Annotated in this window: 27 protein-coding genes; 9 read left to right on the forward strand and 18 right to left on the reverse strand. The window is 74.8% G+C overall.

The genetic code is table 11. From position 1 onward, the window contains the following. Nucleotides 1-61 precede the first annotated feature (61 nt). Nucleotides 62-1,018 carry a LysR family transcriptional regulator gene (locus tag JN535_RS09510; protein ID WP_205205290.1) on the reverse strand — a complete coding sequence of 319 codons (957 nt, stop codon included), beginning with the start codon at nt 1,016-1,018 and terminating at the stop codon, nt 62-64. 98 nt (nt 1,019-1,116) lie between these two features. Between JN535_RS09510 and JN535_RS09515 the strand changes: the two genes are divergently transcribed. Beyond that, entirely contained in the window at nt 1,117-2,508 is a 1,392-nt protein-coding gene (locus JN535_RS09515; RefSeq protein WP_205205291.1) for an aspartate aminotransferase family protein, read from the forward strand. A 12-nt stretch (nt 2,509-2,520) separates the two neighbouring features. Here the strand turns inward: JN535_RS09515 and JN535_RS09520 are convergent, their stop codons facing one another. After that, the gene (locus tag JN535_RS09520) at nt 2,521-3,048 is read right to left on the reverse strand and encodes a class I SAM-dependent methyltransferase (RefSeq protein ID WP_205205292.1); all 528 of its coding nucleotides are present in this window, start codon (nt 3,046-3,048) and stop codon (nt 2,521-2,523) included. A 156-nt stretch (nt 3,049-3,204) separates the two neighbouring features. Between JN535_RS09520 and JN535_RS09525 the strand changes: the two genes are divergently transcribed. Further along, nucleotides 3,205-4,116: a sulfurtransferase gene (locus JN535_RS09525; protein WP_205205293.1), complete on the forward strand. Its 912-nt coding sequence runs from the start codon at nt 3,205-3,207 to the stop codon at nt 4,114-4,116. A gap of 159 nt (nt 4,117-4,275) precedes the next feature. Beyond that, nucleotides 4,276-4,737, forward strand: coding sequence for a SufE family protein (locus JN535_RS09530; RefSeq protein WP_205205294.1), 462 nt, complete (start codon nt 4,276-4,278; stop codon nt 4,735-4,737). A gap of 77 nt (nt 4,738-4,814) precedes the next feature. On the opposite strand, the gene JN535_RS09535 is transcribed toward JN535_RS09530, so the two are convergent. From JN535_RS09535 to eda, 6 genes are all read right to left on the reverse strand, one after another. Next, on the reverse strand, nt 4,815-5,792 hold the full coding sequence (locus JN535_RS09535) for a bile acid:sodium symporter family protein (RefSeq protein WP_205205295.1): 978 nt from the start codon (nt 5,790-5,792) through the stop codon (nt 4,815-4,817). Nucleotides 5,793-5,847: 55 nt separating this feature from the next. After that, nucleotides 5,848-5,976 carry an SDR family oxidoreductase gene (locus tag JN535_RS20735; RefSeq protein ID WP_307868500.1) on the reverse strand — a complete coding sequence of 43 codons (129 nt, stop codon included), beginning with the start codon at nt 5,974-5,976 and terminating at the stop codon, nt 5,848-5,850. 8 nt (nt 5,977-5,984) lie between these two features. Further along, nucleotides 5,985-6,440, reverse strand: a complete 456-nt coding sequence (locus tag JN535_RS09545; protein ID WP_205205297.1) for a TFIIB-type zinc ribbon-containing protein — start codon at nt 6,438-6,440, stop codon at nt 5,985-5,987. Nucleotides 6,441-6,540: 100 nt separating this feature from the next. Beyond that, nucleotides 6,541-6,936 carry a hypothetical protein gene (locus JN535_RS09550; protein ID WP_205205298.1) on the reverse strand — a complete coding sequence of 132 codons (396 nt, stop codon included), beginning with the start codon at nt 6,934-6,936 and terminating at the stop codon, nt 6,541-6,543. An 87-nt stretch (nt 6,937-7,023) separates the two neighbouring features. Next, a complete protein-coding gene (locus tag JN535_RS09555; protein ID WP_205205299.1) occupies nt 7,024-8,157 on the reverse strand; it encodes a sugar kinase in 1,134 nt (377 codons plus the stop codon). 3 nt (nt 8,158-8,160) lie between these two features. Next, the gene (eda, locus tag JN535_RS09560) at nt 8,161-8,820 is read right to left on the reverse strand and encodes a bifunctional 4-hydroxy-2-oxoglutarate aldolase/2-dehydro-3-deoxy-phosphogluconate aldolase (RefSeq protein ID WP_205205300.1); all 660 of its coding nucleotides are present in this window, start codon (nt 8,818-8,820) and stop codon (nt 8,161-8,163) included. A gap of 70 nt (nt 8,821-8,890) precedes the next feature. Between eda and JN535_RS09565 the strand changes: the two genes are divergently transcribed. Beyond that, nucleotides 8,891-9,781 carry an IclR family transcriptional regulator gene (locus JN535_RS09565; protein WP_205205301.1) on the forward strand — a complete coding sequence of 297 codons (891 nt, stop codon included), beginning with the start codon at nt 8,891-8,893 and terminating at the stop codon, nt 9,779-9,781. 43 nt (nt 9,782-9,824) lie between these two features. Then, complete coding sequence (locus JN535_RS09570; RefSeq protein WP_205205302.1) at nt 9,825-10,208, forward strand: universal stress protein; 384 nt, start codon at nt 9,825-9,827, stop codon at nt 10,206-10,208. A 64-nt stretch (nt 10,209-10,272) separates the two neighbouring features. On the opposite strand, the gene JN535_RS09575 is transcribed toward JN535_RS09570, so the two are convergent. Further along, nucleotides 10,273-11,151, reverse strand: coding sequence for an SDR family oxidoreductase (locus JN535_RS09575; RefSeq protein ID WP_205205303.1), 879 nt, complete (start codon nt 11,149-11,151; stop codon nt 10,273-10,275). A 143-nt stretch (nt 11,152-11,294) separates the two neighbouring features. Here JN535_RS09575 and JN535_RS09580 point away from each other — a divergent pair, with 143 nt between their 5' ends. Continuing rightward, entirely contained in the window at nt 11,295-11,714 is a 420-nt protein-coding gene (locus JN535_RS09580; RefSeq protein WP_205205304.1) for a winged helix-turn-helix transcriptional regulator, read from the forward strand. Between the two features lie 3 nt (nt 11,715-11,717). Here the strand turns inward: JN535_RS09580 and JN535_RS09585 are convergent, their stop codons facing one another. Both JN535_RS09585 and JN535_RS09590 read right to left on the reverse strand, forming a co-directional pair. Then, nucleotides 11,718-12,794: a hypothetical protein gene (locus tag JN535_RS09585; protein ID WP_205205305.1), complete on the reverse strand. Its 1,077-nt coding sequence runs from the start codon at nt 12,792-12,794 to the stop codon at nt 11,718-11,720. Nucleotides 12,795-12,796: 2 nt separating this feature from the next. Continuing rightward, nucleotides 12,797-13,945, reverse strand: coding sequence for an SPFH domain-containing protein (locus JN535_RS09590; RefSeq protein ID WP_205205306.1), 1,149 nt, complete (start codon nt 13,943-13,945; stop codon nt 12,797-12,799). A gap of 247 nt (nt 13,946-14,192) precedes the next feature. Between JN535_RS09590 and JN535_RS09595 the strand changes: the two genes are divergently transcribed. Then, nucleotides 14,193-14,855 (forward strand): nucleotidyltransferase family protein, encoded by a 663-nt coding sequence (locus JN535_RS09595; protein ID WP_307868502.1) that lies wholly within the window; start codon nt 14,193-14,195, stop codon nt 14,853-14,855. Nucleotides 14,856-14,899: 44 nt separating this feature from the next. Here JN535_RS09595 and JN535_RS09600 read toward each other — a convergent pair whose 3' ends face one another. Genes JN535_RS09600 through JN535_RS09610 form a run of 3 tightly spaced genes read right to left on the reverse strand, consistent with a single transcriptional unit; the run spans nt 14,900 to nt 20,111 of the window. Beyond that, nucleotides 14,900-17,905: a molybdopterin-dependent oxidoreductase gene (locus JN535_RS09600; RefSeq protein WP_205205308.1), complete on the reverse strand. Its 3,006-nt coding sequence runs from the start codon at nt 17,903-17,905 to the stop codon at nt 14,900-14,902. Then, a complete protein-coding gene (locus JN535_RS09605) occupies nt 17,902-18,783 on the reverse strand; it encodes an FAD binding domain-containing protein (protein WP_205205309.1) in 882 nt (293 codons plus the stop codon). Before JN535_RS09605 ends, JN535_RS09600 begins: the two co-directional genes overlap by 4 nt. Continuing rightward, nucleotides 18,783-20,111: an XdhC family protein gene (locus tag JN535_RS09610; RefSeq protein ID WP_205205310.1), complete on the reverse strand. Its 1,329-nt coding sequence runs from the start codon at nt 20,109-20,111 to the stop codon at nt 18,783-18,785. The genes JN535_RS09605 and JN535_RS09610 overlap by 1 nt, the downstream gene beginning before the upstream one ends. 258 nt (nt 20,112-20,369) lie before the next feature. On the opposite strand from JN535_RS09610, the gene moaA reads away from it, so the two are divergent. Both moaA and JN535_RS09620 read left to right on the forward strand, forming a co-directional pair. Further along, nucleotides 20,370-21,476 carry a GTP 3',8-cyclase MoaA gene (gene moaA / locus JN535_RS09615; protein WP_205205311.1) on the forward strand — a complete coding sequence of 369 codons (1,107 nt, stop codon included), beginning with the start codon at nt 20,370-20,372 and terminating at the stop codon, nt 21,474-21,476. Between the two features lie 94 nt (nt 21,477-21,570). Beyond that, nucleotides 21,571-21,843: a hypothetical protein gene (locus JN535_RS09620; RefSeq protein WP_205205312.1), complete on the forward strand. Its 273-nt coding sequence runs from the start codon at nt 21,571-21,573 to the stop codon at nt 21,841-21,843. A gap of 168 nt (nt 21,844-22,011) precedes the next feature. Here JN535_RS09620 and JN535_RS09625 read toward each other — a convergent pair whose 3' ends face one another. The 4 genes from JN535_RS09625 to JN535_RS09640 form a co-directional block, all read right to left on the reverse strand. Then, on the reverse strand, nt 22,012-22,401 hold the full coding sequence (locus tag JN535_RS09625; RefSeq protein ID WP_307868536.1) for a molybdenum cofactor biosynthesis protein MoaE: 390 nt from the start codon (nt 22,399-22,401) through the stop codon (nt 22,012-22,014). Between the two features lie 98 nt (nt 22,402-22,499). Further along, nucleotides 22,500-23,843 carry a molybdopterin molybdotransferase MoeA gene (locus JN535_RS09630; protein WP_205205313.1) on the reverse strand — a complete coding sequence of 448 codons (1,344 nt, stop codon included), beginning with the start codon at nt 23,841-23,843 and terminating at the stop codon, nt 22,500-22,502. A gap of 85 nt (nt 23,844-23,928) precedes the next feature. Beyond that, the gene (locus JN535_RS09635) at nt 23,929-25,419 is read right to left on the reverse strand and encodes an NCS2 family permease (RefSeq protein ID WP_205205314.1); all 1,491 of its coding nucleotides are present in this window, start codon (nt 25,417-25,419) and stop codon (nt 23,929-23,931) included. Between the two features lie 44 nt (nt 25,420-25,463). Further along, nucleotides 25,464-25,943, reverse strand: coding sequence for a nucleoside deaminase (locus tag JN535_RS09640; protein ID WP_205205315.1), 480 nt, complete (start codon nt 25,941-25,943; stop codon nt 25,464-25,466). Between the last annotated feature and the right edge of the window lie 371 nt (nt 25,944-26,314).

The following is a 26,314-nucleotide window of genomic DNA, read 5'->3' on the forward strand; positions in this document are numbered from 1 at the left end:
CCTCCGACGTCGTCGTGCGGTGCTGGGGCCAGTGTAGGTGCCGCGCCGCGGCACCGGGTCGTCAGCGGTCCCCGGCGCGGTCACCGGGCGTCCGGACGCTCCGGTCCCCGAGCGTGGTCTCGCGCGCGACGCGACGGAGCCCGGCGAGGACGACGCCGGTCGCCGCGGTGGGCGGGGCGCCGCGGCGCACGGCGGCGTACACCGGCCGGGTGCGGGGCACGCGCAGGGGCCGGGCGACGACGGCGTAGCGCGGGTCGACGGCGAGACCCGGAAGCAGCGCGACGGACAGTCCCGCCTCGACGTGCGCGAGGAGCAGCTCGTAGCTGGGGAGCCGCGCGACGACCCGGGGTTCAAACCCGGCGTCGCGGCACGCGCTCTCGACCAGCGTCGACAGGTACCGGCCGGGCAGGTCGGCGGCCCACCGCGCGTCGGCGAGACCGGCGAGGTCGACCGGCCCCTCCCCCGCTTCCGTCCCCGCCGAGGCACCCGCCGGTGCGACGAGCACGACCGGGTCCTCGAGCAGCGGGACGGTCGCGACGTCCGGACCGGCGAGCCGGGCGCCGTCGAGCAGGTCGGCGGTCACCGCGACGTCGACGTCCGCGCGCCGCAGGGCCGGGCCGCTGTCGCGCGGATCGAGCTCGACCACCTCGACCTCGACGCGCGGGTGGTCGACGGCGAGCCGCATCGCGAGGGGGATGACGAGCGCCCGCACCGCGCTCGAGAACGCGGCGACCCGCACGACTCCGGCGGGCTGCCCGTCGGGGTGGGCGAGCTCCGCCTCGGCGAGCGCCATCTGGTCGAGGATCACGCGCGCGTGCCGGGCGAGCGTGCGCCCCGCGGGCGTGAGACGCACGCGCCGCCCGGTCCGTTCGACGAGGCGCGCGCCGGTCTCGGCCTCGAGCGCCGCGAGCTGCGCGGAGACCGCGGACGGGCTCAGGTGCAGGGACGCGCCCACGGCGCGCACGGTGCCCAGGCTCTCGAGCCGCGCGAGGATCTGGAGCCGGGCGGCGTTGAGCACGCGACCTCCGATCTGCACCCGGCTGTGCGGGTTCTCCGTACAGACTGTACGAGAGTTCGCGCTGTACGCGCACAACGGTCCGTCCCTACGCTCGATCCATGACCGTGCCCTCCCCAGCCCTCACGCCGTCGCCCGGCGTCGACCCCGTCCCGGCCCGCGTCGCGGCGGACGATGCCGCGACGTTCTGGGCCGACGCCGACCGCCACCTCGTGCGGTACGGCGGGCCGTTCACGCCGGAGATCGTCGAGAGCGCGTCGGGCAGCTTCGTCACGACGGCCGACGGACGCCGGGTCCTCGACTTCACGTCGGGGCAGATGAGCGCGATCCTCGGGCACAGCCACCCGGCGATCGTCGAGACGGTGCGGAACCAGGTCGGGACGCTCGACCACCTCTTCTCCGGGATGCTCTCGCGCCCAGTCGTCGACCTCGCGCGCCGCCTCGCGGGCACGCTGCCCGACCCGCTCGAGAAGGTCCTGCTCCTCACCACGGGCGCCGAGTCCAACGAGGCGGCGATCCGGATGGCGAAGCTCGTCACGGGGCGACACGAGATCGTCTCGCTCGCCGGGTCGTGGCACGGCATGACGCACGCCGCGGCAGCCGCGACGTACAGCGCCGGTCGCCGCGGGTACGGTCCGACGGCGCCCGGCAACCTCGTCATTCCGGTGCCGAACGCGTACCGCCCCGACCACCTCACGCCCGACGGCGCGCACGACTGGCGGCGCCAGCTCGACCTCGCGTTCGACCTCGTCGACGTGCAGTCGACGGGGAGCCTCGCGGCGTGCATCGTCGAGCCGATCCTCAGCTCGGGCGGGATCGTCGAGCTGCCGCCCGGCTACCTCGCGGCGCTGCGCGACAGGTGCCACGAGCGCGGGATGCTCCTCGTCCTCGACGAGGCGCAGACGGCGCTGTGCCGGACCGGGTCCTGGTACGCGTTCGAGGGTCGCGACGGCGAGGAGCCGGTGGTCCCCGACATCCTCACGATCTCCAAGACGCTCGGCGCCGGCCTGCCGCTCGCGGCCGTCGTCACGAGCGCCCAGATCGAGGAGCGCGCGCACGAGCGCGGCTTCCTGTTCTTCACGACGCACGTCTCCGACCCGCTCGTCGCGGCGGTCGGCAACACCGTCCTCGACGTGCTCGAGTCCGAGCGGATGGACGCCCGGGTGCGCGTGCTCGGCGGCCGCCTGCGTGCCGGGCTGCTCGACCTCCAGGACCGCCACCCCACGATCGGCGACGTGCGCGGGCGGGGTCTGCTCCAGGGCATCGAGCTCGTGCTCGACCGCGAGACGAAGGAGGGCGCCGACGCGCTCGGCGCCCTGGTCACCCGGCGGGCGCTGGACCTGGGGCTCCACATGAACGTCGTGCAGCTCCGGGGCATGGGCGGGGTGTTCCGCATCGCGCCGCCGCTCACCGTGAGCGAGGAGGAGCTCGACCTCGGGCTCGACCTCCTGGACCGTGCGCTCGGCGAGGCGGAGCGTGAGCTGCTCGGCTGAGCCGCGCCCGGGTCATCCCGCGTCGGGCGTGCGACGTGCGCCGACGGCCACCACGCCGTCGCGCACGACGGCCGGCGCGCCCCACCCAGGGACGGCGAGCGACGCGCGGACACCGTCGACGACGCGGCCGTCGTCCCTGCCCGGCGTCTCGTAGACCAGCCAGAGCGCCCCGCCCGGGACGAGCAGCGCCGCCAGCGCGCTCGCCTCCTTGCGCGCGGCTCGGGTCCAGAAGAGGTTGACGTTCACCGCGAACGCGACGTCGAACGGGCCGGTGAGCCCGTCCGGGAGGTCCGGGTCCGCGACGTCGCCCTGCCGCACGACGAGGCGGCCGTCGTCGACCGCGGCGCGGTTGCGCGCCGTCGTGCGAGCGACGGCCGTACCGGACCGGTCGAGCGCGACGTACCGCACGCCGCGGTGCCGCGCGAGGACCAGCTCCGCGGCCACCCCGGGGCCCGGCCCGATCTCGAGCACGGCCTCGTCGCCGCGGAGGCCGAGCAGCGCGACGGCACGCTGGACCCGTTCGGGCACGGTGACGCTCACGAGTCCAGTCTGACCGGCGACCACCCGGTCGGCAGCACGCGTTTACACCGTCTCAGCATGCGCGACGACCCTTCCGTGATGCGGACAGCCGACCTAGCCTGACGATCGGACGGACCACCACCTCGGACACCCAGCTCCCGCAGCACGGAGGACACCATGCCCGCACCCCTCGACACCAGCGAGAAGATCACCCAGTACGCCCACCCCGACCGCCTCGTGAGCACGGACTGGCTCGCCGAGCACCTCGGGGAGCCGGGCATCGTCGTCGTCGAGTCCGACGAGGACGTGCTGCTCTACGAGACCGGTCACATCCCCGGTGCGGTGAAGATCGACTGGCACACCGACCTCAACGACCCCGACACGCGCGACTACATCGACGGCAAGGGCTTCGCCCAGCTCCTCGGCAGCAAGGGCATCGCGCGCGACACGACGATCGTCGTCTACGGCGACAAGAACAACTGGTGGGCCGCCTACGCCGCGTGGGTCTTCACGCTGTTCGGCCACGAGGACGTGCGCCTGCTCGACGGCGGCCGCGGCAAGTGGATCGCCGAGGGCCGCGAGGTCACGACCGACGTCCCCGCGCCGGAGGCCGTCGAGTACCCCGTGGTCGAGCGCGACGACGTGACGATCCGCGCGTTCAAGGAGGACGTCCTCGCGCACATCGGCAACGGGCCGCTCGTCGACATCCGCTCCCCGCAGGAGTACACGGGCGAGCGCCTGCACATCCCGGACTACCCGGAGGAGGGCGTGCTGCGCGGCGGCCACATCCCGACGGCGCGCAACGTCCCGTGGGCGACCGCGGTCGCCGAGGACGGCACGTACAAGTCGCGCGAGCAGCTCGAGGCGATCTACCAGGAGGGCGGCCTCGGCCTCGCGACCGACGACGAGGTCGTCACGTACTGCCGCATCGGCGAGCGGTCGAGCCACACGTGGTTCGCGCTCACGTACCTGCTCGGCTTCGACAAGGTCCGCAACTACGACGGCTCGTGGACCGAGTGGGGCAACGCCGTGCGCGTGCCGATCGTCAAGGGCGAGGAGCCCGGCGAGGCCCCCGCGTCGCTCAACTGACCCACCGCCCGTCCTGACGCCCGACGGCGCGCGGCCGGCCCCTCGCGGGCGGGTCGCGCGCCGTCGGCGTCCGCCGCCGGGCATACGTCGCGCGCGCCGGGCGTTCCGCACGGTGGGACCAGGTCCCGACCGCACGCCCCCGATGCAAGGATCGACACCATGAGCTCCCCCTCCGACGCTTCGCCCGACCTGCCCGCGACGCTCGCGGAGATCCGCGACGACTTCCTCGCGATGCCGGAGCGTGAGCGGCTCCAGCTCCTGCTCGAGTTCGCGAACGAGCTGCCCGACCTTCCGGAGCGCTACGCGAGCGCGCCCGGTCTGCTCGAGCGCATCGAGGAGTGCCAGTCGCCGGTACGGGCCTTCGCGGAGGTCGACGGCGACGGTGTCGTCCACTTCTACGCGACCGCTCCCGCCGAGGCGCCGACGACGCGCGGGTTCGCCTCGATCCTCGCTCAGGGCCTCTCCGGCCTGACCGTGCAGGAGGTGCTCGACGTGCCGGACGACTTCCCCATGTCGATCGGCCTGACGCGCGCGGTGAGCCCGCTGCGCATCGGCGGCATGAACGGCATGCTCACGCGTGCCAAGCGCCAGGTGCGCGAGCAGATCGCCGGCCGCCCCTGACTCACGCGGCCCCAGCCGAGCATGCGGTGGTCGCCCGTCCGGGCGTCGTGCCGGGACGCGACCGCATGCTCGGCGTGTCAGTCGCGCAGCGCGAGGCGGCGGGCCAGGACCGCGCAGACGACGAGCTGGAGCTGGTGGAACACGATCACCGGGACGGCGACGACGCCCGCGACGGCGACCGGGAACAGCACGCTCGCCATGGGCAGACCCGTGGCGAGCGACTTCTTGGACCCGCACATGAGCAGCGCGACCCGGTCCTCGGTCGAGAGCCCCAGCGCCGCGCCGCCCCACCACGTGGCCGCGAGCATCACGGCGAGGACGAGCGCGCTCACGACGAGCAGCGCGACGATCGACCAGCCGGACACGCTCGACCACACCCCGGCCGACGAGGCCGCCGCGACCGCGCCGAACACCACGACGAGGATCGTGCCGCGGTCGACGCCGAGCGTGAGCCAGCGCCGTGCCCGGACCCAGTCCCCGGCCCACGGCTGGAGGAGCTGTCCCAGGACGAACGGCAGCAGCAGCTGGAGCAGCACGGTGCGCAGGCCGCCGAGCCCACCGGTGGGACCGTCGGCTCCCCCGCCGGTCCCCGTCATGAGCCACAGCACGAGCAACGGGGTGATCACCATGCCCGCGACGTTCGACACCGTCGCGCCGCAGATCGCTCCCGCGACGTTGCCGCGCGCGACCGACGTGAACGCCACGGACGACTGCACGGTCGACGGGAGCAGGGACAGGTAGAGCATGCCGGCCGCCAGCGGCGCCCCGACGAGCGGCTCGATCGCCCACGCCGTGACGAGCCCGAGCGCCGGGAAGACGACGTACGTCGCGGCGAGGATCCCGCCCTGCAGGCGCCAGTTGCGCAGCCCCGCCCAGACCTCGCGCGTGGACAGGCGCATGCCGTAGACGAGGAAGAGGACGGTGACCGCGACGTCCGCGGCGGCGTCGACCACGCGCTGCGCGTCCGGTCCCACCGGCACGACGAGCCCGAGCACGAGCACCACGAGCAGCGTGACGACGAAGGGGTCGACCCACCTGCTCAGGACTGCGCGCACGGGGATCGAGCCTAACCCGGCCCGCGACCCGCGCGCCGCGCCGACCGCGGGCCGGTCAGAACAGCGCGTACCCGCCGTCGACCGTCACGACCGCGCCCGTCATGAAGCTCGACGCCGCGCTCGCGAGGAACACGACGGGCGGGCCGATCTCCTCCGGCTCGGCCCACGCGGGACAGCCGACCACGGGGCGTGTCAGAAGTCGAAGAGGTCCTCGAGCCACGACTCCTTCTTCTTCCGCTTGCGGTAGCGGGGGTCGTAGCCGTCGCGCCCGTCGTAGCGGCGGTCGCGGTCGTCGCGGTAGCGCTCGTCCCGGTACCGGGCGTCGCCGTACTGCTCGCCCCGGTAGCGGTCGCGGTCGTCATACCGGCGCTCGTCGCGCCGCTCACCGTACCCGGGCGAGCCGTAGTCCGCGGCGGGTGCCGGTGGGTACGACGTCGGGGCGGGCGGGGCCGCGGGGGCCGGAGCGACGGGCGCAGCGGCGACCGGACCGGCCGCCTCGGCGGCGATCTCGCTCTCCAGCGAGCGGTCGATGATCTTGTCGAGCTCGCCGCGGTCGAGCCACACGCCGCGGCACGTGGGGCAGTAGTCGATCTCCACGCCCTTGCGCTCGGTCATGACGAGCACGGTCTGGTCGGTGGGGCATAGCATGTCTGCCTCCTCGCGGGACGGGCCGGGCGCGGTCGACGCCCGCACCGGGTACTGCGGAGTCCAACGCGGCACCCGCACGCGCGGTTCCCGCCCGGCCGCGTCAGCCGGTGCGGCGATCGCTCGCGAGCCGGTCGCGCAGCTCGTCGGCCCGGTGGACCTCGTCGTCGAGGGCGGCGAGGGCTGCGGCGACCCGCGGGAGAAAGTCGGCCCCGGCCCGGAACCACTCGGCCCCTTCGAGGAAGCGTTCCGCCGCAGCGTCGTCGTGCAGGGCGAGCGCGAGGTCGGCGCGGAGCACCAGGGCGCGGAACCGCACGCGCTCGGCGACGCTGCGGGTCCGCACGCCCTCGGCGGCGAAGGCCCGGTCGAGGACCTGGGCGGCTCCACCGGGGTCTCCCGCCGCGCGGAGGATGCGTGCGTGCTCGAGAGCGCGTCCCAGGTCCGGCGGTTCCTCGGCGCCGCGGCGTGGCAGCCCGGGCACGAAGGCCCCACCAGCCACGCCGCACCTCCCGCCTCCCGCCGACAGCCCGACCACACTAACCCTCGTGGTGCGGCCCGGCACGGCGGGAGGCGGGAGGCGACCCGGTCAGCGCTGCACGCGCGCGCTGCCGCCCGAGGCGAGCTTGCGGACCTCGGCGAGCGACGCCGTCGACGTGTCGCCGGGAGTGGTCATCGCGAGCGCGCCGTGGGCCGCCCCGTACTCGACGGCCTCGTGGATCGAGCCGAGCTCCATGAGCCCGTACGCGAGACCCGACGCGAACGAGTCGCCGCCACCCACTCGGTCGAGGATCTCCAGCCCGGGGCGGTGGGTCGCCTCGGCGAAGCCCTGCACGCGCGACCACGCGATGGCGCCCCAGTCGTTGACGGTCGCGGTCCGCACGCCGCGCAGCGTCGTCGCGACGACCTGGAAGTTGGGGTACTCCTCGGCGGCCCGCGCGATCATCGCGCGGAAGGCCCCGGTGTCGAGGTCGGTGAGGTTCTCGTCGACGCCCTCCACCTCGAAGCCGAGCGAGGCGGTGAAGTCCTCCTCGTTCCCGATCATCACGTCGACGTACCGGGCGAGGCGGCGGTTGACCTCCTGCGCACGCTCGACGCCGCCGATGCCCTTCCAGAGCGAGGGACGGTAGTTGAGGTCGTAGGACACGACCGTCCCGTGGCGGCGCGCGGCGGCCATGGCCGCCTCCGCGACGTCGGCGGACGACTCGGACAGCGCGGCGAAGATGCCGCCCGTGTGGAACCAGCGCACGCCGCGGCCGAACACGTCGTCCCAGTCGACGTCCTCGGGCCGGAGCTGGGCGATCGCGGTGTTGCCGCGGTCGGAGACGCCGACCGCGCCGCGCACGCCGAACCCGCGCTCCGTGAAGTTGAGCCCGTTGCGCACGGTGCGCCCGATGCCGTCGTACTCGCGCCACTGCACCCAGCGCGTGTCGAGGCCGCCGGTGAGCATGAGGTCCTCGACGAGGCGCCCGACCTCGTTGTCCGCGAGCGCGGTGACGACCGCGCCGCGCAGACCGAACGCGCGGCGCAGGCCGCGCGCGACGTTGTACTCGCCGCCGCCCTCCCACGCGTCGAAGCTGCGGGCGGTCTTGATGCGGCGCTCGCCCGGGTCGAGGCGCAGCATGACCTCGCCGAGGGCGACGACGTCGTAGGCGCTCTCGGCGGCGGGGCGGACGGCGAGCGGGGGCCGGTCGGTCGTGGGCGTCGCGGTCGTGTCGGTCACGGGTCAGGCTCCTTCGGCGGGGTGGGTGCCGGTCGCGGCGAGCTCGACGGCCTCGCGCGTCCGACGGGTGATCTCGGCGGTGTCGCCCGCGCGCACGAGCGCGGCGTCGACCATCCACGAGCCGCCCGCGGCCAGGACGGACGGCAGCGCGAGGTAGTCGAGCAGGTTGGCGGCGCTCACGCCGCCGGTCGGCACGAAGCGCAGGCCGGGGAACGGAGCGGAGAACGCCTTGACCGCCGCCGGGCCGCCGACGACGTTCGCCGGGAAGAGCTTCACCGCGTCGAGGCCGAGGTCGAGCGCGGCGATGACGTCGGACGGCGTCGCGACCCCGGGCAGGACCGGCACGCCGACCTCCTGGGCGCGGCGGACCACGGCGGCCGACAGCCCCGGCGAGACGAGGAAGCGGGCCCCGGCCTCGACGGCCTCGTCGACCTGGGCCGCGTTGACGACGGTCCCCGCACCGACGAGCACGTCCGGCACCTCACGCGCGATCGCCTCGATCGCCGCGCGGGCACCCGCCGTGCGGAAGGTGACCTCCGCGACGGGAAGACCGCCGTCGCGCAGCGCTCTCGCGACGAGCACGCCCTGCTCCGCGTCGTCGACGACGACGACCGGCACGACGCGGGCGCGTGCGATCGCCTCCAGGGGTCCGTGGGCTGACATCCTCGCTCCGTTTCGCTATGGTGAACATCTGTTGTTCACTACGGAACGCACTCTAGGCGAAGGAGCGACGATGGCGGAAGCCGGGACGGCGGCGTCGGGCATCCCCGAGGGCGACGCGCAGGCGACGACCGGTCCGCACGGCAGCCCGCTGGGGAGCGTGGACAAGGCCCTCACCGTGCTCGAGGCCCTCGCCGGGTCCGGCCCCGCGGGGGTCGCGCTCGGCGACCTGTCGCGCTCGCTCGGGCTGCACAAGGCCTCGCTGCACCGCACGCTCGCGGCGCTGCGCTACCGCGGCTACGCCGAGCAGGACGCCGCGACGGGCGACTACCGGCTCGGCCCTGCGGCGACCGCGCTCGCGACGGTCTACCTCGGGGAGGAGAACCTGCCGGCGCTCCTGCACCCGGTGCTCGTCGCGGTGTGCCGGGCGACCGACGAGCTCGTCCACCTCGGCGCCCTCGCGGGGACCGAGATCGTCTACCTCGACAAGGTCGAGCCCGCGCGCGCCGTCCGGGTCTGGTCGGCCGTGGGCCGGCGCCGCCCCGCGGCCACGACGGCGCTCGGGCGCGCGCTGCTCGCCCACCGGCCGCTCGACGACGGCGCGCTCGCCTGGTACGCCGCGGCCGCCCCCGACGAGCACCCCGTCTCGCCCGCCGCGCTCCGCGCGACGTGCGACGCGACGCGGGCGAGCGGCTTCGCGACGGAGACCGAGGAGAACGAGCCGGGCATCAGCTGTGTCGCCCTCCCGATCCTGCGAGGTGGGCAGTCCGTGGCCGCCGTGAGCGTCACGGCGCCGGCCGAGCGCCTCGGTGCGCGACGGCGGCGCGAGATCGAGGCGGTCCTGCGCGACGTCGTCCCGCCCCTGCTGCCCCCGACGCTCGCCGTGCCCGACGCCGCGCTCGGACGGTCCGGCGCGCCCGTCGCCGCAGGCACCCGTCGACCGGCGACGGGTGCCGCCCTGTGAGAGAGTTCAACGGCAGCGACGGAATGACGGAAGGGCCCGCGCGATGACCGTCCTCGTGGCGTACAACGACTCCCCGCAGGGCGAGACCGCGTTCCGTGCGGCGGTCGCCGAGGCGGTCCACCGCTCGACAGCCCTCGCGGTCCTCGTCCTCACCCCCCAGGACGCCGACGCGGGCGTCCCCGCGACCCTCGCGCACCTGCTGGACACCCTCCCGGCCGAGGTCGCACGCCCCGAGATCACGTACCGGCCGGAGCACCTCGACCCGGCCGAGGCGATCATCGACGAGGCAGAGCGCACGGCGCCCGACCTCGTCGTCGTGGGCGCGCGCAAGCGCTCGCCGGTGGGCAAGTTCCTCCTCGGAAGCACGACGCAGCGCGTGCTCCTCGACTCGCCCGTCCCGGTGCTGGTGGTCAAGGCGTCCCACTGACACCGTGCCGACGGGCGTCGCGGCGCGGCCGCCCGGTCCCCCGGGACGGCCGCACCGCGACCTCTCAGCGCTGTGCGACGGCGGCGCGCAGCCCGTCGACGAGCGGCGTCGTCGGTCGGCCCAGCAGACGCCCGAGCTCTCCCGACGTCTCGGCGAGCAGCCCGTCGCGGATGTTGCCGTCCAGCGCGACGACGAACCCGGCCGTGCCCTCGTCCAGGCCCGCGCCGAGAAGGAGCGCGCGGTGCTCGTCGGGGGTCACGCGCCGGTAGGTGACGGGGCGGCCCAGCACCTCTGTCGCCGCGGCGGCGAGGTCGTCGAACGTCCACGCGACGTCGCCGCTCAGCTCGTACACGGCGCCTGCGTGCGCGGCGGCGTCCGCCGTCGCGGCGAGTGCGACGACCGCGGCGGCCTCGGCGTAGTCGGCGCGGCTCGCGCTCGCGACGCGGCCGTCACCCACGCTCGACACGATCTCGCCGGACTCCCGGGCGCCCAGCACGTCGCCGACGTAGTTCTCGGTGTACCAGTTGTTGCGCAGGATCGTGGTCGCCAGGCCCGACGCCGCCAGGAGCTCCTCCGTGGCCTTGTGCTCGGGCGCGAGGACGAGCGCCGAGGTCGTGGCGTGCGGCGCGCTCGTGTAGACGACGCGCGAGACGCCGGCAGCCCGCGCGGCGTCGACCACGTTGCGGTGCTGGTCGACGCGCTGCCCGACCTCGGAGCCCGAGACGAGCACCAGCACGTCGACGTCCGCGAGCGCCACGGCGAGGGTCTGGGGCCGCGCGTAGTCGGCCTCGCGAACCTGGACGCCCCGGTCGGCGAGGTCGGCGACCTTCGCCGTCGTGCGCGCGGCGGCGACCACCGCGGACGGGTCCGCCCCGTGCGCGAGGAGGGACTCGACGACGAGGCGGCCGAGGTGGCCGCTGGCTCCGGTGACGGCGATGGACATACGAAGGCTCCTTCGGTGCGCGAGGGCACGACCGGGCGGTCGCGCCGTCCCAGCATGCGCTTACTTTTCGAAAGTGCCAACTAGTCGCTAGTGCGGTCTATGTCACAGTGCTGCGGCACTGGCTGGCGCCGTATCCTGGGGCGATGACGACCGACGCTCGCACCGTGGAGGACACCGAGGACCACGGACCGACGGACGCGATGGTGGCCGACGTCTTCCAGCGCGGCTGCACGTCCCGGCACGTCCTCGAGGCGGTCACCGGCAGGTGGGGCGTGCTCACGGTCGCCGGTCTGCGCGACGGCGCGGTCCGTTTCAACGCGCTGCGTCGCCGCATCGACGGGGTCAGCGAGAAGATGCTCGCCCAGACGCTCCAGTCCCTGGAGCGCGACGGCATCGTCGTGCGCGAGGTGCGTGCGACGATCCCGCCGCACGTCGAGTACTCCCTCACCGACCTCGGGCGCCGCGTCGCCGACAGCCTGACAGGGCTCCTCGACGTGCTCGAGGGCTCGGTCGCGGAGGTCGCGGCGTCCCAGCGCGCGTACGACGAGCGCCGGGACGCCTGAGGTTCACGTCGGCGAGCGCAGGTACCAGACGACGAGCGCCGCGACGACGAGCAGGCCGGCCAGCACGGCGAGGACGATCTTGCCGACGCTGTAGGGGCGCCGCCCGATCACCTGGCCGGTGTTGGCGTTGACCATGACCTGCCACTGCTTGCCCGCGTACACGTACGTCGCGATCCACAGCGGGAGCAGCACGAGCTTGAACATCACGTCCGCGTAGGCCGTGCGGATCGCGCCGACCCGCTGCTCGTCGCCCCCGATGTCGCGCTCGACGTCGTCGCGGATGACCGACGCCATCTTCTGCTTGGCGCGGTCCAGGCCGGCCGGGGGCTCGACGTCGTACCGGGCCGCCGCGAACCCCGCGAGGTACTCGGCACGGAACGGCACCGCGTGCGACAGCGGCCACGGGCCGAGCCGGGCGAGGTCGCGCTCGGCCACCTGCGACGACGCGGGGACGATCACGTCGTCGAAGTCACGCGCGACGTGTCCCGACACGGGGGTCCAGGCCACCCGCCGCTCCCGGGTCTCCTCGTCCCCGTTCTTGACGGTCACGTAGTAGGCGTCGCCCCGCTGCCCCGAGTACGCCGACGACGTGCGCGCGTCGAACGTCCAGTGCGGCACGTACGAGCCGTGCAGCGACTCGGTGTCCCCGACCTTCTTCAGCTCGCCGGGGGCGAACCAGCGCGAGCGCACCCAGCGCCGGAACGCGTCGCGCGCCTGCGCCTGCTCCACGCCGAACGGCACCACCGCCTCCGGCTGCACCAGACCGTCCGTCTCGGCCGTCGCAACGAGGTGCCCGCCGCAGAACCGGCACGCGACGGACAGGTCGGTCCCCCGCGTCGTCGCGCCGCAGCCGTCGCACGTGAGGACCCGCGCGTCGACGATCCCGGCGCGCACCCCGCCCTGCGCCGCGGCCCACGCGTCGAACGAGTGCTCGGCGACCGCGTCCCCGGCCGCGTGCACGATCGCGACGGTCCCGCCGCACGCGACGCAGCGCAGGTGCTGCGTGCCGGGCGCGTACGCGAGCTGCGACCCGCACGCGTCGCAGCGCGTGCGGACGAGCTCTCCCTGGGTGTCGCTCACCGTCAGCCCGCCAGCGGACCGGTCGGGGCGCCGGTCGGAGGCAGCGGCGGCGGGGTCGCCGCGAACAGCGGCGCGAGCGCGGGGACCTCGCCCGCGGCGGTCCACGCGGCCATGCCCTGCTGCCACACGAGCGACTCGCGCGTCACCTCGCCGGACCGGACCCGGCCGGCGAGGTCCGCCGTCGTGCCGGGCCCGGACTGCGTGCCGCCGACCGCCCAGTACCAGGGCGACTCCACGGCGGGCAGGGGCGGCGGTCCGGTGGGCGCCGGTGCCGGCTGCGCCGCCGTCGTCCCGAGCGACTGCGCGAGCCGCTGGCCCATGGCGGCCCCGAGACCCATGCCGGCGCCGAGCCCCATCCCGTCGCCCGCGCCTCCGGGGTTCGCGGCGGCGGTCTCGATCGCGTTCGCCGCCTGGAACTTCGTGTACTGGTCGAGGTTCCCGACCACGGCCATCTGCGTGCGCTTGTCGAGCGCCGCCTCGACCTCGGGCGGGAAGGAGACGTTCTCGAGGACGAAGCGCGGGACGGTGATGCCGTACTCCGACAGGTCCTCCGAGAGCTGGCCCGCGAGCTGCGTGGCGATCTCTCGCTGGTTCGCGGCGAGGTCGATCGCCGCGACGCCGGCCTCCGCGAGCGCCGGGCCGAGCCGGCCGACCACGAGGCGGCGGAAGTAGTCGCCGATCTCGTCCGTGCGGAACTGCGGGTCGGTCCCCACGAGCTGGCGCAGCAGCGCCGACGGGTCCACGACCTGCAGCGCGTACGTCCCGAACGCGCGGATGCGGACCGCTCCGAGCTCCGGGTCGCGCAGGATCACCGGGTTCTGCGTGCCCCACGTGAGGTCCGTGAGCTGGCGCGTCGCGACGAAGTACACCTCCGCCTTGAACGGTGAGTCGAACCCGTACTTCCAGCCCTGGATCGTCGACAGGATCGGCAGGTTCTTGGTCTCGAGCGTGTACGTGCCCGGACCGAACACGTCGGCGAGCCGGCCCTCGCTCACGAAGACGGCGCTCTGCCCCTCGCGCACGACGAGCTTCGCCTGGTTCTTGATCTCGTTGCCCTGGCGCGGGAAGCGCCAGACGATCGTGTCCCGGCTCTCGTCGAGGAACTCGATGATGTCGATCAGCTGGCCGCGCAGCTTCTCCATGAAGCTCATCCGGACTCCTTCGCTCGTCGTGCGGGACGGCCGCGGGCGGCCTGGCGTACCGGCGCGCGGCCCGCCGCGGTCCCCCCGGGCGCGCCGAGCATAGCGGCACCCTGGCCCGACGATGAAACCGCCAAGGATCGGTAAAACCGACTGGTGGTCGCGGGGTCCCGCTCGATCCCCCGAACCCGGGTCCGCTCCCCGCGGACGCGGCCGTCCGGTGCGGGACCCTGCTTCGGTGGTCACCTATCCTGGCCGGGTGCCGACCTCGCCGACGACCGCGCCCGCGACGCCCACCGTCGCGGTCCTCCTCGCGGCCGGGGCGGGGACCCGGCTCGGCCGCGGGCCGAAGGCGCTGCTCCCCCACCGAGGCGGCACGCTCGTCGAGCACGCGACGGGGGTGCTGCTCGCGGGCGGGTGCGACGCCGTCGTCGTGGTCCTCGGCGCGGGCGCGGACGACGTGCGCGCCGCGACGGCGCTCGACGAACCCAGGGTCCGCGTCGTCGACAACCCCGGCTGGGCGACCGGGATGGCGTCGTCCCTGCGCGTCGGCGTCGTCGCCGCGCTCGACCTCGCTCCCGCCCGGGTCGTCGTCGCGCACGTGGACCAGCCCGGCGTCGTGCCCGACGACGTCGCGCGCCTCCTCGCCGCCCACCGCCCCGGCCGCGTGGCCGCGTCCCGCTGGACCGGCGGCGTCGGCCCCGCGGCACCCTCGGGCGCGGATCGCCCGCGCTGGGCCCACCCGCTCGTCCTCGACGCCGCGCTGGCCGCGCCCGCGGCCGCGAGCGCCCACGGCGACCGCGGCGCGCGCGGCTTCCTGCGCGCCCACGCCGACCTGGTCGACGTCGTCGACCACCCGGGCGACGGCCGCGACCTCGACACGGAAGCCGACCTCGACCTCCTGCCTCCGGCCGATCGCTGAGCGTATGAGACCGCCGCGTCCGATCGGCGCGGCCTCTCATGCCCTCAGCGTGTGGTTGCGGCCTTGATGCCCACGTACACACGGTCTCGGGCGAGCGGGAGCTCGGTGAACCGCACGCCCGTCGCCGCGCGGATCGCGTTGGCGAGCGCCGGGGCCACCGGGTTGAACGGGCTTTCGCTCATCGACTTCGCCCCCATCGGGCCGACGGTGTCCGACGTGCGCGCGAAGTAGACCTCGCTGCGCGGGGTGTCCGCGAAGGTGGGCAGGTGGTACTGGCGGAAGATGTCGGTCGTCACGCGCCCGGTGTCGTCGACGATCACGTTCTCGTACAGCGCGGCGCCGAGGGCCTGCGCGATGCCGCCCTCGACCTGGCCGCGGCACTGGCGCGGGTTGACGACCTCGCCGGCGTCGGCGGCCTGGACGGACTGGAGGATGCGGATCTCGCCCGTCCCCCGGTGCACGGCGACCCGGAAGCCGTGGACGTTGAACGCGACGGAGCGCGGGGTCCCGCCCCACCGTCCCTCGGCGACGAGGTCGATCCCGGCGTCGGCGGCCGCGCGGGCGACGTCGGCGAGCGGCAGCACCGTCGTCCGCTCGCCTCCCGTGCAGTCGACCCCGCCGGGCACGAGCCGGCAGTCGCCGGGTGCGGCGCCCAGGACGCCGGCCGCGACCTTGAGCACCGCCTCGGCGAGGTCCTGCGCGGCGGCGAGCGACGCCTTGCCCGCGACGACGGTGCCGGTGGACCCGAACGCGCCGGTGTCGTGCTCCACGAGGTCCGTGTCGGACTGCCGCACGACGACGTCGGCGGCGTCCTGGCCGAGCGCGCTCGCGACGAGCTGGGCGTGCACGGTCGTCGTGCCGTTGCCGAACTCGGCGGTCCCGACCTCGGCCTCGACGACCCCGTCCGGCCGCAGCCGCACGCGCGCGTGGGAGTAGTGACCACGCGGGGGCACCGTGTCGATCATGGACAGCGCGGTGCCCTCGCCGACACCCCACTCCGGCCCGAGGTCCGGCAGCGCGTCCGGCCCCGACCCGGCGCCCGCGCCGTACGCGGCGACGTCGCGCGCGCGGCCGCGCGCGAGCGCGTCGGCGGCCAGGTCGAGGCACTGGTCGAGCCCGTAGCTGCCGTAGAGCACGTCCTCCTCGGGCGTCGGGTGCGTGGAGAGCATGGGGTCGCCGTCGCGCACGACGTTGCGGCGCCGCAGCTCGACCGGGTCCATCCCGAGCTGCCGCGCGAGCTCGTCGACCGAGGACTCGACCGCGAAGATCATCTGCGACAGCCCGTACCCGCGGAACGCGCCCGCGGGCACGGTGTTCGTGTAGACGCAGTGGGCGTCGACCTTCTTGTTGTCGCACCGGTAGACGGCGAGGGACTCGCCGCACCCGTGGAACATGACGCCCGGGCCGTGGTTCCCGTACGCCCCCGTGTTGCTGAGCACGTCGAGGTGCAGCGCGGTGAGGGTCCCGTCGCGGCGCGCGCCCGCGCGCACCCGGATGCGGAAGGGGTGGCGCGTCGTCGTGCCGATGAACTGCTCGGAGCGCGTGAGCTCGAGCTGGACCGGCCGACCGAGACGCAGCGTGGCGAGCGCCGCGACGTCCTCCGTGAGCACCTCCTGCTTGCCGCCGAACCCGCCGCCCACGCGCTCGCAGTGCACGCGCACGCGCTCCGGGTCGAGGTCGAGGACGCGCGCCAGGTGGCGGCGCGCGAGGAACGGGACCTGCGTGGACGACCGCACGACGAGGCGCCCGTCGTCGTCGAGCGACGCGATCGCGCAGTGCGTCTCGAGCGCGGCGTGCTGCACGCGGTGGGTGCGGTAGGTCGCCTCGTGCACGACGTCGGCCTCCGCGAGACCCCGCTCGACGTCGCCGAGCTCGGAGTGCACCTCGGCGACGACGTTCGCCTCGGGGCGAGAGACGCGCGCGTCGGCGGCGTCGAGCTCGGGGTGCACGAGCGGCGCGCCGGGCGCCATCGCTTCCTCCGGGTCGACGACGGCGGGCAGCACCTCGTACTCGACGCGGACCCGGCGCACGCCCTCCTCGGCGGCGGCGACCGTCTCCGCGACGACGGCGGCGACGCGCTGGCCCACGTGCCGCACGACGTCGTCGAGGATCCGCGTGTCGTCGGGGTCGTCGGTGAACAGCTCGTGCTGCGCCGTCGAGAACCGCGTCGCGGGCGCGTCCTCGTGCGTGAGGACGGCGTGCACGCCGGGCACCGCGAGCGCGTCCGTCGTGTCGATCGCGACCACGCGCGCGTGCGCGTGCGGCGACCGCACGAGCTTGAGGTGGAGCAGGCCCGGGTAGTCGGCCGGGTCCACGTCGAGCGTGTACCGCACCGTCCCGGTGACGATCCCCCGGCCCGCGGGCGCGGGCACGTCGCGCCCGAACGCCCGGCCCGCCTCGCCAGAGCCCTGCTCCGCCGAGGGAGAGCCCTGGTCCAGCGAGGGAGAGCCCTGGTCCAGCGAGGTAGAGGCCCGGTCGCCGACCGACGGCGCACGCTCGCCCGTGCCCGGCGCGGTCCCGGTCGTGTCACCGCGCCCCAGGACCGCGTCCTCGATCGCGCGGTACCCCGTGCAGCGGCACAGGTTGCCCTTGAGGTTGCGCGGCAGGTTCTCGCGCTGCGCGTCGTCGAACGTCGCGGCGGTCATGATCATCCCGGCGGTGCAGAACCCGCACTGGAAGCCCTGCGCGTCGAGGAACTGCTGCTGCACCGGGTGCAGCGCGTCCTGCGGGCCGTGGGGGTCGTGGTCGCACGCGCCCACGGGATCGTCCCCGGCCGCGCTGCCGTGGCACGACGACGCCGCGAGCCCCTGGATCGTCGTCACCTCGTGGCCCGCCGCACGACGCGCGGGGTAGACGCACGAGTGCACCGGGATGCCGTCGACGTGGACGGTGCAGGCGCCGCAGTCGCCGCCGTCGCACCCCTTCTTGACGCCGAGCGCGCCCTGCTCGCGCAGGTAGGTGCGCAGGCACTGCCCGGCGCGGGGCTCGGCCTGGACCGCGCGGCCGTCGATCGTCACGGGCGGTGCCGGGCGGGGGTCGAGCGTGGTCATCGGAGGCCTCCGTCCGTCGTCATACCGTCGAGGAGCTCGGTGAGGAGCTCGGAGCGGATCTCCTCGCCGAGGCGGTAGGTCATGTCCCGGCGCCACTCGGGCAGGCCGTGGATGTCGTCGTGGTAGAGGTCGGCGGGGATCGCGGCGTCGAGCGTGGCGACGAGGTCGGCGGCGGTGGGCAGCACGTCCGCTGCGAAACGGAGCTGCACGGGCCGGCGCGTCGAGGCGGTGACCGTGAGGACGAAGGCGCCCCCGGCGTCGGGCGGGTCGACCCGACCCACGAGCAGCACGCCGGAGCGCCCGAGGTTCGACAGCGACAGGCGGCGGAACGCGGTGCGCGAGCGCAGCGCGTGGTCCGGCAGACGGATCGCGCGCAGGAGCTCCCCGGGCGCGAGCGTGTTGCGCAGCTCGCCCGTGACGAGGTCGACGACGGGCTGCTCCCGGCGGGTGCCGCCCGGCCCCCAGACCTCCGCGACGCCGTCGAGCGCCGCGGTGAGCGAGATCATCGGCCCGGCCGGCAGGGACGTGCAGACGTTGCCCCCGACGGTCGACGTGTTCCAGATCTTGAACGACGCGACGAAGCTGTCGCAGCACGGCCGCACGAGGTCCAGCGCGCGCCACCGGTCGCGCACGGGCGCGGCCTGCGCGCTCTCCTCGAACGCCCACAGCTCGGCGACGGTGCACGTCGCGGCGATCTCGAGGCCCTCGTCGGTGACGGTCAGCGCGGGCCACCCCGCGCTCGTCAGGTCGAGCAGGCGCCGGAGCGTCTCGCTGCCGTAGGAGAACAGGACGGTCCCGCCCGCGAGCCACGCGTCGCCCTCGCGCCAGTCGGCGGGGTCGGCGGTCGGGACGAGGTCGGTGACGGTGCTCAGGTCCATCAGGAGGCCTCCTCGGGGGTCGGCGCGGCGGCGGCCGCGGGGTGATGGGCGGGCGAACCGGGCGGCGGGTCGGCGTGGATCGGCCCGTCCGTGCCGCTCAACGGGACGACGGCGGCCCGCCCGTGCCGGGTCGCGACGAGCTCTGCGGTGATCGAGACGGCGACCTCCTCGGGCGTGACGGCGCCGAGGTCGAGGCCGATGGGCGAGCGGAGCCGCGCGAGCGCGGCCTCGCTCACGCCCTCCGCGCGCAGGGCGGCGACACGCTGCGCGTGCGAGCGGCGCGAACCCATCGCCCCGACGTACGCGAGCGGCAGGTCGAGCGCGAGCCGCAGGAGCGGCACGTCGAACTTCGCGTCGTGCGTGAGGACCGCGACGGCGGTCCGGGCATCGACGCGTCCCGCCGCGGCCTCCGCGGCGAGGTACCGGTCCGGCCACTCGACGACGACCTCCGCCTCGGGGAACCGGCGGGCATCGGCGAACACCTCGCGTGCGTCGACCAGCGTCACGCGGTACCCGAGCAGGCGCACGTGCCGCACGAGCGCGCCGGCGAAGTCGTTCGCCCCGCACACGAGGAACCGTGGGGCCGGCAGGCGGGTCTCGACGAGGAGCGTGACGGGCTCGGTCTCGTCGCACGCGTCCGCGTGCGCGGGCACGCGGTCCGGGCCGCGGTGCGACGGCGAGGGCCCCGCCGTGCCGGGCGCCCCGTGCGCCGCGTGGACGGTCGCCGTGCCGCCGGCGCGCAGGACGGCGACGACCTGCGCGGTCGCCGCGTCGAGAGCGTCGGGCCCGACGAGGTCGCGGATCGCTGCGGCGACGACGCGCTCGCTCGCGGTGGCGGGGTCGTCGACGAGCGCCGCCGTGCGGCGCGACCCGTCGATCCGGCGTACGAGGGCGACCGCACGGCCCGTCTCCGCGGCCGGGCCCCTCGTCTCCTCCGGTCCGTCGCCACCCCGGCGCGGACCGCCGTCGGGCCGCGTCACGGCCGCGGCGAGCGCGCGCGCCGCGTCGTCGCCGGGGAAGACGGGCTGGACGTGGACGTCGAGGGTGCCGCCGCAGCTCAGCCCGACGGCGAACGCGTCGTCGTCGCTGTAGCCGAACGTCTCACGGTGGCTCGTGCCCGAGGCGATCGCGTCGAGCGAGGCGGCGTGCACCGCGCCCTCGACGCACCCGCCGGACAGGCTGCCGATCACGGCGCCGTCGGCGCGCACCGCCATCGCGGTGCCGACCGGTCGTGGCACGGAGCCGGACGCGGCGACCACCGTCGCGACGGCGAACGGGGGCTGCCCCGGGCCGAGCCACGGGGCGAGCCGGTCGACGAGATGGAGCATCGTGGGCCTCGCTTCCGCCAGGGTGCCGGCGAACCGGCGTCCTTCCAGTGAACCCTTGCGGTGAGTCCCCTGCGTGTCCGAGGTCGCGTCGGCTGTGACGCGCCGGAAACACAGGGCTTGAATCCGCCCTTGGAACACTCTCCACCTGTGCAGAGTGTTCCGTCCAGCGGAACTTACCTTCCGCTCAACGGACTCCACGCTAGCACGCGCCGTGGCCCAGGTCACGGCCCCGGCCGGAGCACCGTCTACGATCGGGCCATGACCGCGGTCTCGCTCGGGATGCCCAGGCTGCGGTCGGGCGCGCCCACGAACGGCTCCGCGGACCTCGACCCGGGGCGTCCCCCGACCGACGCGCTCGTTGACCGCTACGGGCGCGTCGCGCGCGACCTGCGCATCTCGATCACGGAGAAGTGCTCGCTGCGCTGCACCTACTGCATGCCCGCGGAAGGGCTGCCCGCGATCCCCCGCGAGGACCTCCTCACGCCGGACGAGATCGGCCGGGTCGTGCGCGTCGCGGTCGACCGCCTCGGCATCACCGACGTCCGGTTCACGGGCGGGGAGCCGCTCATGCGTCGGGACCTCGCGGACATCCTGCGCGCCGCGCGCGCGGCCGCGCCCCACGTGTCGCTCTCGCTGACGACGAACGCGATCGGGCTCGACAAGCGCGTCCACGAGCTCGTCGCCGCCGGTCTCGACCGCGTCAACATCTCCCTCGACTCCGTCGACCGCGCCGACTTCGCACGCCTCACGCGCCGCGACCGGCTGCCCGACGTGCTCGCCGGGATCCGTGCCGCGCTCGACGCCGGCCTCGCGCCGGTGAAGCTCAACGCCGTCCTCATGCCCGAGACGCTGTCGGGCGCGGCCGACCTGCTCGCGTGGGCCGTCGAGCACGGCTGCCACCTGCGGTTCATCGAGCAGATGCCGCTCGACGCCGACGGGCGCTGGACGCGCGACGACCTCGTGTCGGCGACGGACCTCCTGGCCATGCTGGGCACCCGCTTCGACCTGGTCGAGGTCGGACGCGACGACCCGTCGGCGCCCGCCGAGGAGTGGCTCGTGGACGGCGGACCGCAGACGGTCGGCGTCATCGCGTCCGTCACGCGGTCGTTCTGCGGCGCGTGCGACCGCACGCGGCTCACCGCCGAGGGCACGGTCCGCTCGTGCCTGTTCGGCGACGACGAGACCGACCTGCGCGCGATCCTGCGCTCGGCGGACCTCGACGAGGACGAGCGCGACGACGCCCTCGCCCGCGCGTGGCAGGGCGCGATGTGGCGCAAGCCGCTCGCGCACGGCAGCGACGCCCCCACGCTCGCCGCCGACGCCTTCGCGGCGACGACACGCAGCATGGGCGCGATCGGCGGCTGAGCGTCACGACGGTGGCGCAGATCATAGGGTGAAGCCGGTCACCTGGGTGCATCAGCCCAGGTCAGAGCCGCCGTCTCTTCCTACCATGGATGTCGTGACGACGATCTCTCCTGCACCCACCAACCGCCCCTCCTCCTCGATCTCCGGTGCGTCCTCGACGACCCCGGACAACAGCGCCTCCGCGCTCCCGATCTACCGCACCGACGAGCGGTCCGCCGCCTGGAAGGCCGGGACCAAGAGCGTCCTGGGCGCGGCGATCGGCGCCGTCGTCGGGACCGTCGTGCTGAGCTGGTTCGGCCTCATCCTCGGCACCGCCGTCGGCCTCGGCATCGGCATGCTGCTCGACAACCGCCCCGCCGAGCGCTGACCTTCCCCCTCCCCTCCCGGCCCGCGCGGCCGGGCAGTCCCGCCCGACATCGTCGTCGCCCGGCGGATCAGAAGGAACTCACGAGAGGCGAGAAGCGGCCCCTCCCCGGCTCCGGCCGGGGGCCACTTCTCGCCTCTCGTCGTCTCGCGAGCGGTCCAGGGACGCGTCCTACAGCCCGACCCACTCCGAGACGCCGTCGTCGAAGTGCTGCCGCTTCCAGATCGGCACCTCGGCCTTGATGCGCTCGACGAGCAGCGAGCACGCCTCGAACGCCTCCCGGCGGTGGCCCGCGGCCGCCGCCGCCACGAGCGCGACGTCGCCGATCCCCAGGCTCCCGTACCGGTGGACGGCGGCGACCCGCAGCCCTGTCTCCGCCGCCACCGCGGCCACGCACCGCCGGATCACCGCGGTGGCGTCGGGGTGCGCCTCGTAGTCGAGCCGGGTGACGCCTCGACCGCCGTCGACGTCGCGCACGACCCCGCGGAACGTCACGACGGCGCCGCACTCCGGGCTCGCGACCTCGTCCTCGACGGCGCGCGACACGGCGTCTCCGAGCACGTCGGTCGTCACGCGGCTCACGTCCTGGGACGCCCCACCCCGGGCAGCGCCCTCCGACTCGCCCTCCGACTCGCCCTGGGACTCGCCCTGCGTCTCGCTCACAGTTCTCGTACCTCCACCTCGGTCCCGGCGTCCCACTGTGTCACGTCGGCGGGGACGTCCACGAGCACGTTCGCACGCGCCATCGACGCGACGAGGTGCGAGCCCGCTCCCCCGACGACGCGCACCGTGCCGTCGGGGCCGGTCGCGCCGCGGAGGAGCTGACGCTTCCCCGCGGGCGACGTGAGCGCGTCGGCGAGGACCGCCGTGCGGACCCGTTCGACGGCCGGCAGCCCCGCCGCGCGCTCGAGCGGCTCGCGCAGGAACATCGCGAACGACACCTGGGCGCTCACCGGGTTGCCCGGGAACGTGAGCACGGGCGTCCCGTGCACGGTGCCGAACCCCTGCGGCCCGCCCGGCTGCATCGCGACCGACCGGAACGTGACGCCCGGCGACGTCGCCCCGCCCACCTCCCGGGCGGCGCCCCGGGCGCCGGCGGGTCCGGATCCTCCGAGCACGTCCTTGACCACCTCGTACGCCCCTTGCGACACGCCGCCCGACGTCACCACGAGGTCTGCGGCCGCGGCCGCCTCGGCGAGCACGGCGGCGAACCGTGCGGCGTCGTCGCCGCACCGGGCCGTGAGGACGACGTCGCCGCCCGCGCGCCGGACGGCCGCCCCCAGGGCATCGGCGTTGGCGTCGAAGACCTGCCCCGGCCCCGGCGTCTCCCCCGGCCCGACGAGCTCGGACCCCGTCGACAGGACGGCGACGCGCGGCCGAGCGACCACGCGCACGCCCCCCACCCCGCACGCCGCGGCGGCGGCGAGATGGTGCGGCGCGAGGACGGTGCCGTCCGCGAGAAGCGTGTCCCCCGGCCGGACGTCGGAGCCTGCCTCGCGGACGAAGTCCCCCGCCGACCGCGGCACCCGTACGTCGACCACGTGGCTCGCGCCTGGGCCTGCCGCGTCGTCCGCGGTGGGACCCTCGGGTCGCGGCGCGCCGACGAACGTCCCCGCCACGGTGTCCTCGACGGGGACGACGGCGTCCGCGCCCTCGGGCACGGGCGCGCCGGTCATGATGCGGGCCGCGGTGGCGGGCGCGAGCCGTGGCGGGACGCCCGGCGCCGCGGGGATCTCGGCCGCGACGGCGAGCCGGACGGGAGCGTCCGCGCTCGCTCCGGCGACGTCCGCGGCCCGGACGGCGTACCCGTCCATCTGGGAGTTGCGGAACAGCGGGACGGCGACGGGCGCGACGAGGTCCCCCGCGAGGACTCGGCCGAGCGCGCGGGCGAGGGGGACGTCCTCGGTGCGCGTGCGCCGTCGGGCCGCCTCGACGAGGGGGGCGAGCAGCGCCGCGACGTCCGCGCGGTGCTCGTCGACGCTCACACGAGCTGTCCCGGCCATGCCACGCCCTCCCACGGTCCCGTGCACGCCGACGGGCCACCCGGAGGAGCGGGCGACCCGTCGGCCGTGCGGTCGATGTCGAGGCTCAGCCTCCCACGACCGCGGTCAGGGGACCGCGCACGAAGTACACGACGAACCCGGCCGCGACCACCCACAGGAGCGGGTGGACGTCGCGCGCCCTGCCGCACGCGAACCGCAGCAGGACCCACGTGACGAACCCGATGCCGATGCCGTTCGCGATCGAGTACGTGAGCGGCATCGTCACGATCGTGAGGAAGACCGGCAGCGTGACGGTGAAGTCCGTGAGGTCGATCTCCTTGATCTGGCCCATCATCATCGCGCCCACCACCACGAGCACCGCGCTCGCGACCTCGATCGGGACCACGGCGGTGAGGGGCGTGAGGAACATCGCGACGAGGAACAGCCCGCCCGTGACGACCGAGGCGAGGCCCGTCCGCGCGCCCTCGCCCACGCCCGCCGCCGAGTCGACGAACACCGTGTTCGACGACGACGACGTCGCGCCGCCCACGACCGCGCCCACGCCCTCGACGACCAGCGCCGACTTGATGCGCGGGAAGTTGCCGTCCGCGTCGGCGAGGCCGCCCTGCTTGGCGAGCCCCGTCATCGTGCCCATCGCGTCGAAGAAGTTCGTGAAGAACAGCGTGAACACGAGCATCGTCGCCGCGAGCGCCCCGATCCGGTCGAACGCGCCGAACGAGAACTGCCCCAGCAGGCTGAGGTCCGGGACGGAGACGAGGGAGCTCGGCAGCGTCGGGACGGTGAGGTGCCAGCCGCCGGGGTTGTCGTCGGACGCGGGACCGAGGTGCAGCACCGACTCGGCGACGATCGCGACGACGGTCGTCGCGACGAGCCCGATGAGCAGGCCGCCCTTGACCTTGCGCGCGACGAGGATGCCCATGGTCAGCAGCCCGACGATGAACACGAGCGTCGGGACCGAGGTGATCGACCCGCCGTCGCCGAGCTGGACCGGCGGACCGCCCGGGGTGCGCGTGACGAACCCCGCGTCGACGAACCCGATGAACGCGATGAACAGGCCGATGCCGACCGTGATCGCGGCCTTGAGCTGGCGCGGGACGGCGTTGAAGATCGCGGACCGCGCGCCCGTCACGGCGAGCAGCACGATGAGCAGTCCGTTGACGAGCACGAGCCCCATCGCCTCGGGCCACGTGACGTCGCCGATGACGGCGACGGCGAGGAACGAGTTGATGCCCAGCCCGGCCGCGAGCGCGAACGGGAGGTTCGCGACGAGCCCGAACAGGATGGTCAGGCCGCCGGCGGCGAGGCCGGTCATGGCGCCGACCTGCGCCGTCTGGAGCCACCCGCCCGCGACGTCCACCGGTGCGTTCTCGGCGCTCGTGCCGCCGAGGATGAGGGGGTTGAGGATGACGATGTACGCCATCGCGAAGAAGGTCACCAGGCCGCCGCGGAGCTCGCGCCCCGTGGTCGAACCGCGCTCGGTGATCCGGAAGAAGCGGTCGAGCCGGCCGGCGGCCGGGCCGGTGCCGCGTGGGTCGTCGTTCTCGGCGGTCTCCCGCCGGGTGCCGAGGAGGGTCACGTCCTTGTGTCCTTTCGGTGCGGTGCTGAGCGGCGCTCGGCCGGTCAGTACTCGATCCGGGAGTCGAGGACGCGCCAGGCGTCGAACGGCGCGGTGGCGGTGGCCGTGCGCTCGTGCACGACCTGCATGCTCCGGTCGGCGGGGTCGGCGGCGAAGAAGTCGTAGAACTCCGCGTCGTCGAACCCGGCGCGCGCGGCGTCGTGGCGGTCGGCGGCGAAGTACACGGTCTGCACGCGCGCCCAGAGGGCGGACGCGAGGCACATGGGGCACGGCTCGCAGCTCGAGTAGAGCGTCGCGCCCGTGAGGTCGAACGTGCCGAGCGCGGCGCACGCGCGCCGGATCGCGGTGACCTCGGCGTGCGCGGTGGGGTCGTTGTCCTGCGTGACCCGGTTGTTGCCCTCGAACACCTGCCCGTCGGCGGTGACGATGACGGCGCCGAAGGGGCCTCCGGCGTTGGCGACGCTCTCGACCGCCAGGGTGACGGCTCGGTCCAGGTGTGCTGCGTCCACGACAAGAGTGTCCATGGTGAGTCTCCACGGTTCGGGCAGCGACGCCGGGTGCTCCGCCTCCGGCTTCCGGCTCGTCGGTGAGCCGGGAGGAGGCGGCCGGCGGGCCGCTGCAGGCGAGTTGTCCACTTCCGCCTGGTAGGTAGCTGCCGGTGTCGGATCGATCGCGTCGACCACCGAGCGTGTCGCTCGGCCCGGGCCCGCCGTTGGCATGCACGACGCTAGCAGCGCGTGACGGAGGACACAAGAGAATCGGAAGAACTTTTCCACACTGTGGACAGACGTGTGGAGGACCGCGATCCTCCGGCCGTTGCGGAAGGAACTCCCGCCCGGAAGAGTTGTCCCAGCACAGGTCCGACGCAGGTCGGTCCGAAGGTCCATCTGAGGGT

This window comes from Cellulosimicrobium cellulans (assembly GCF_016921195.1).
Taxonomy (GTDB): Bacteria; Actinomycetota; Actinomycetes; order Actinomycetales; family Cellulomonadaceae; genus Cellulosimicrobium; species Cellulosimicrobium cellulans_F.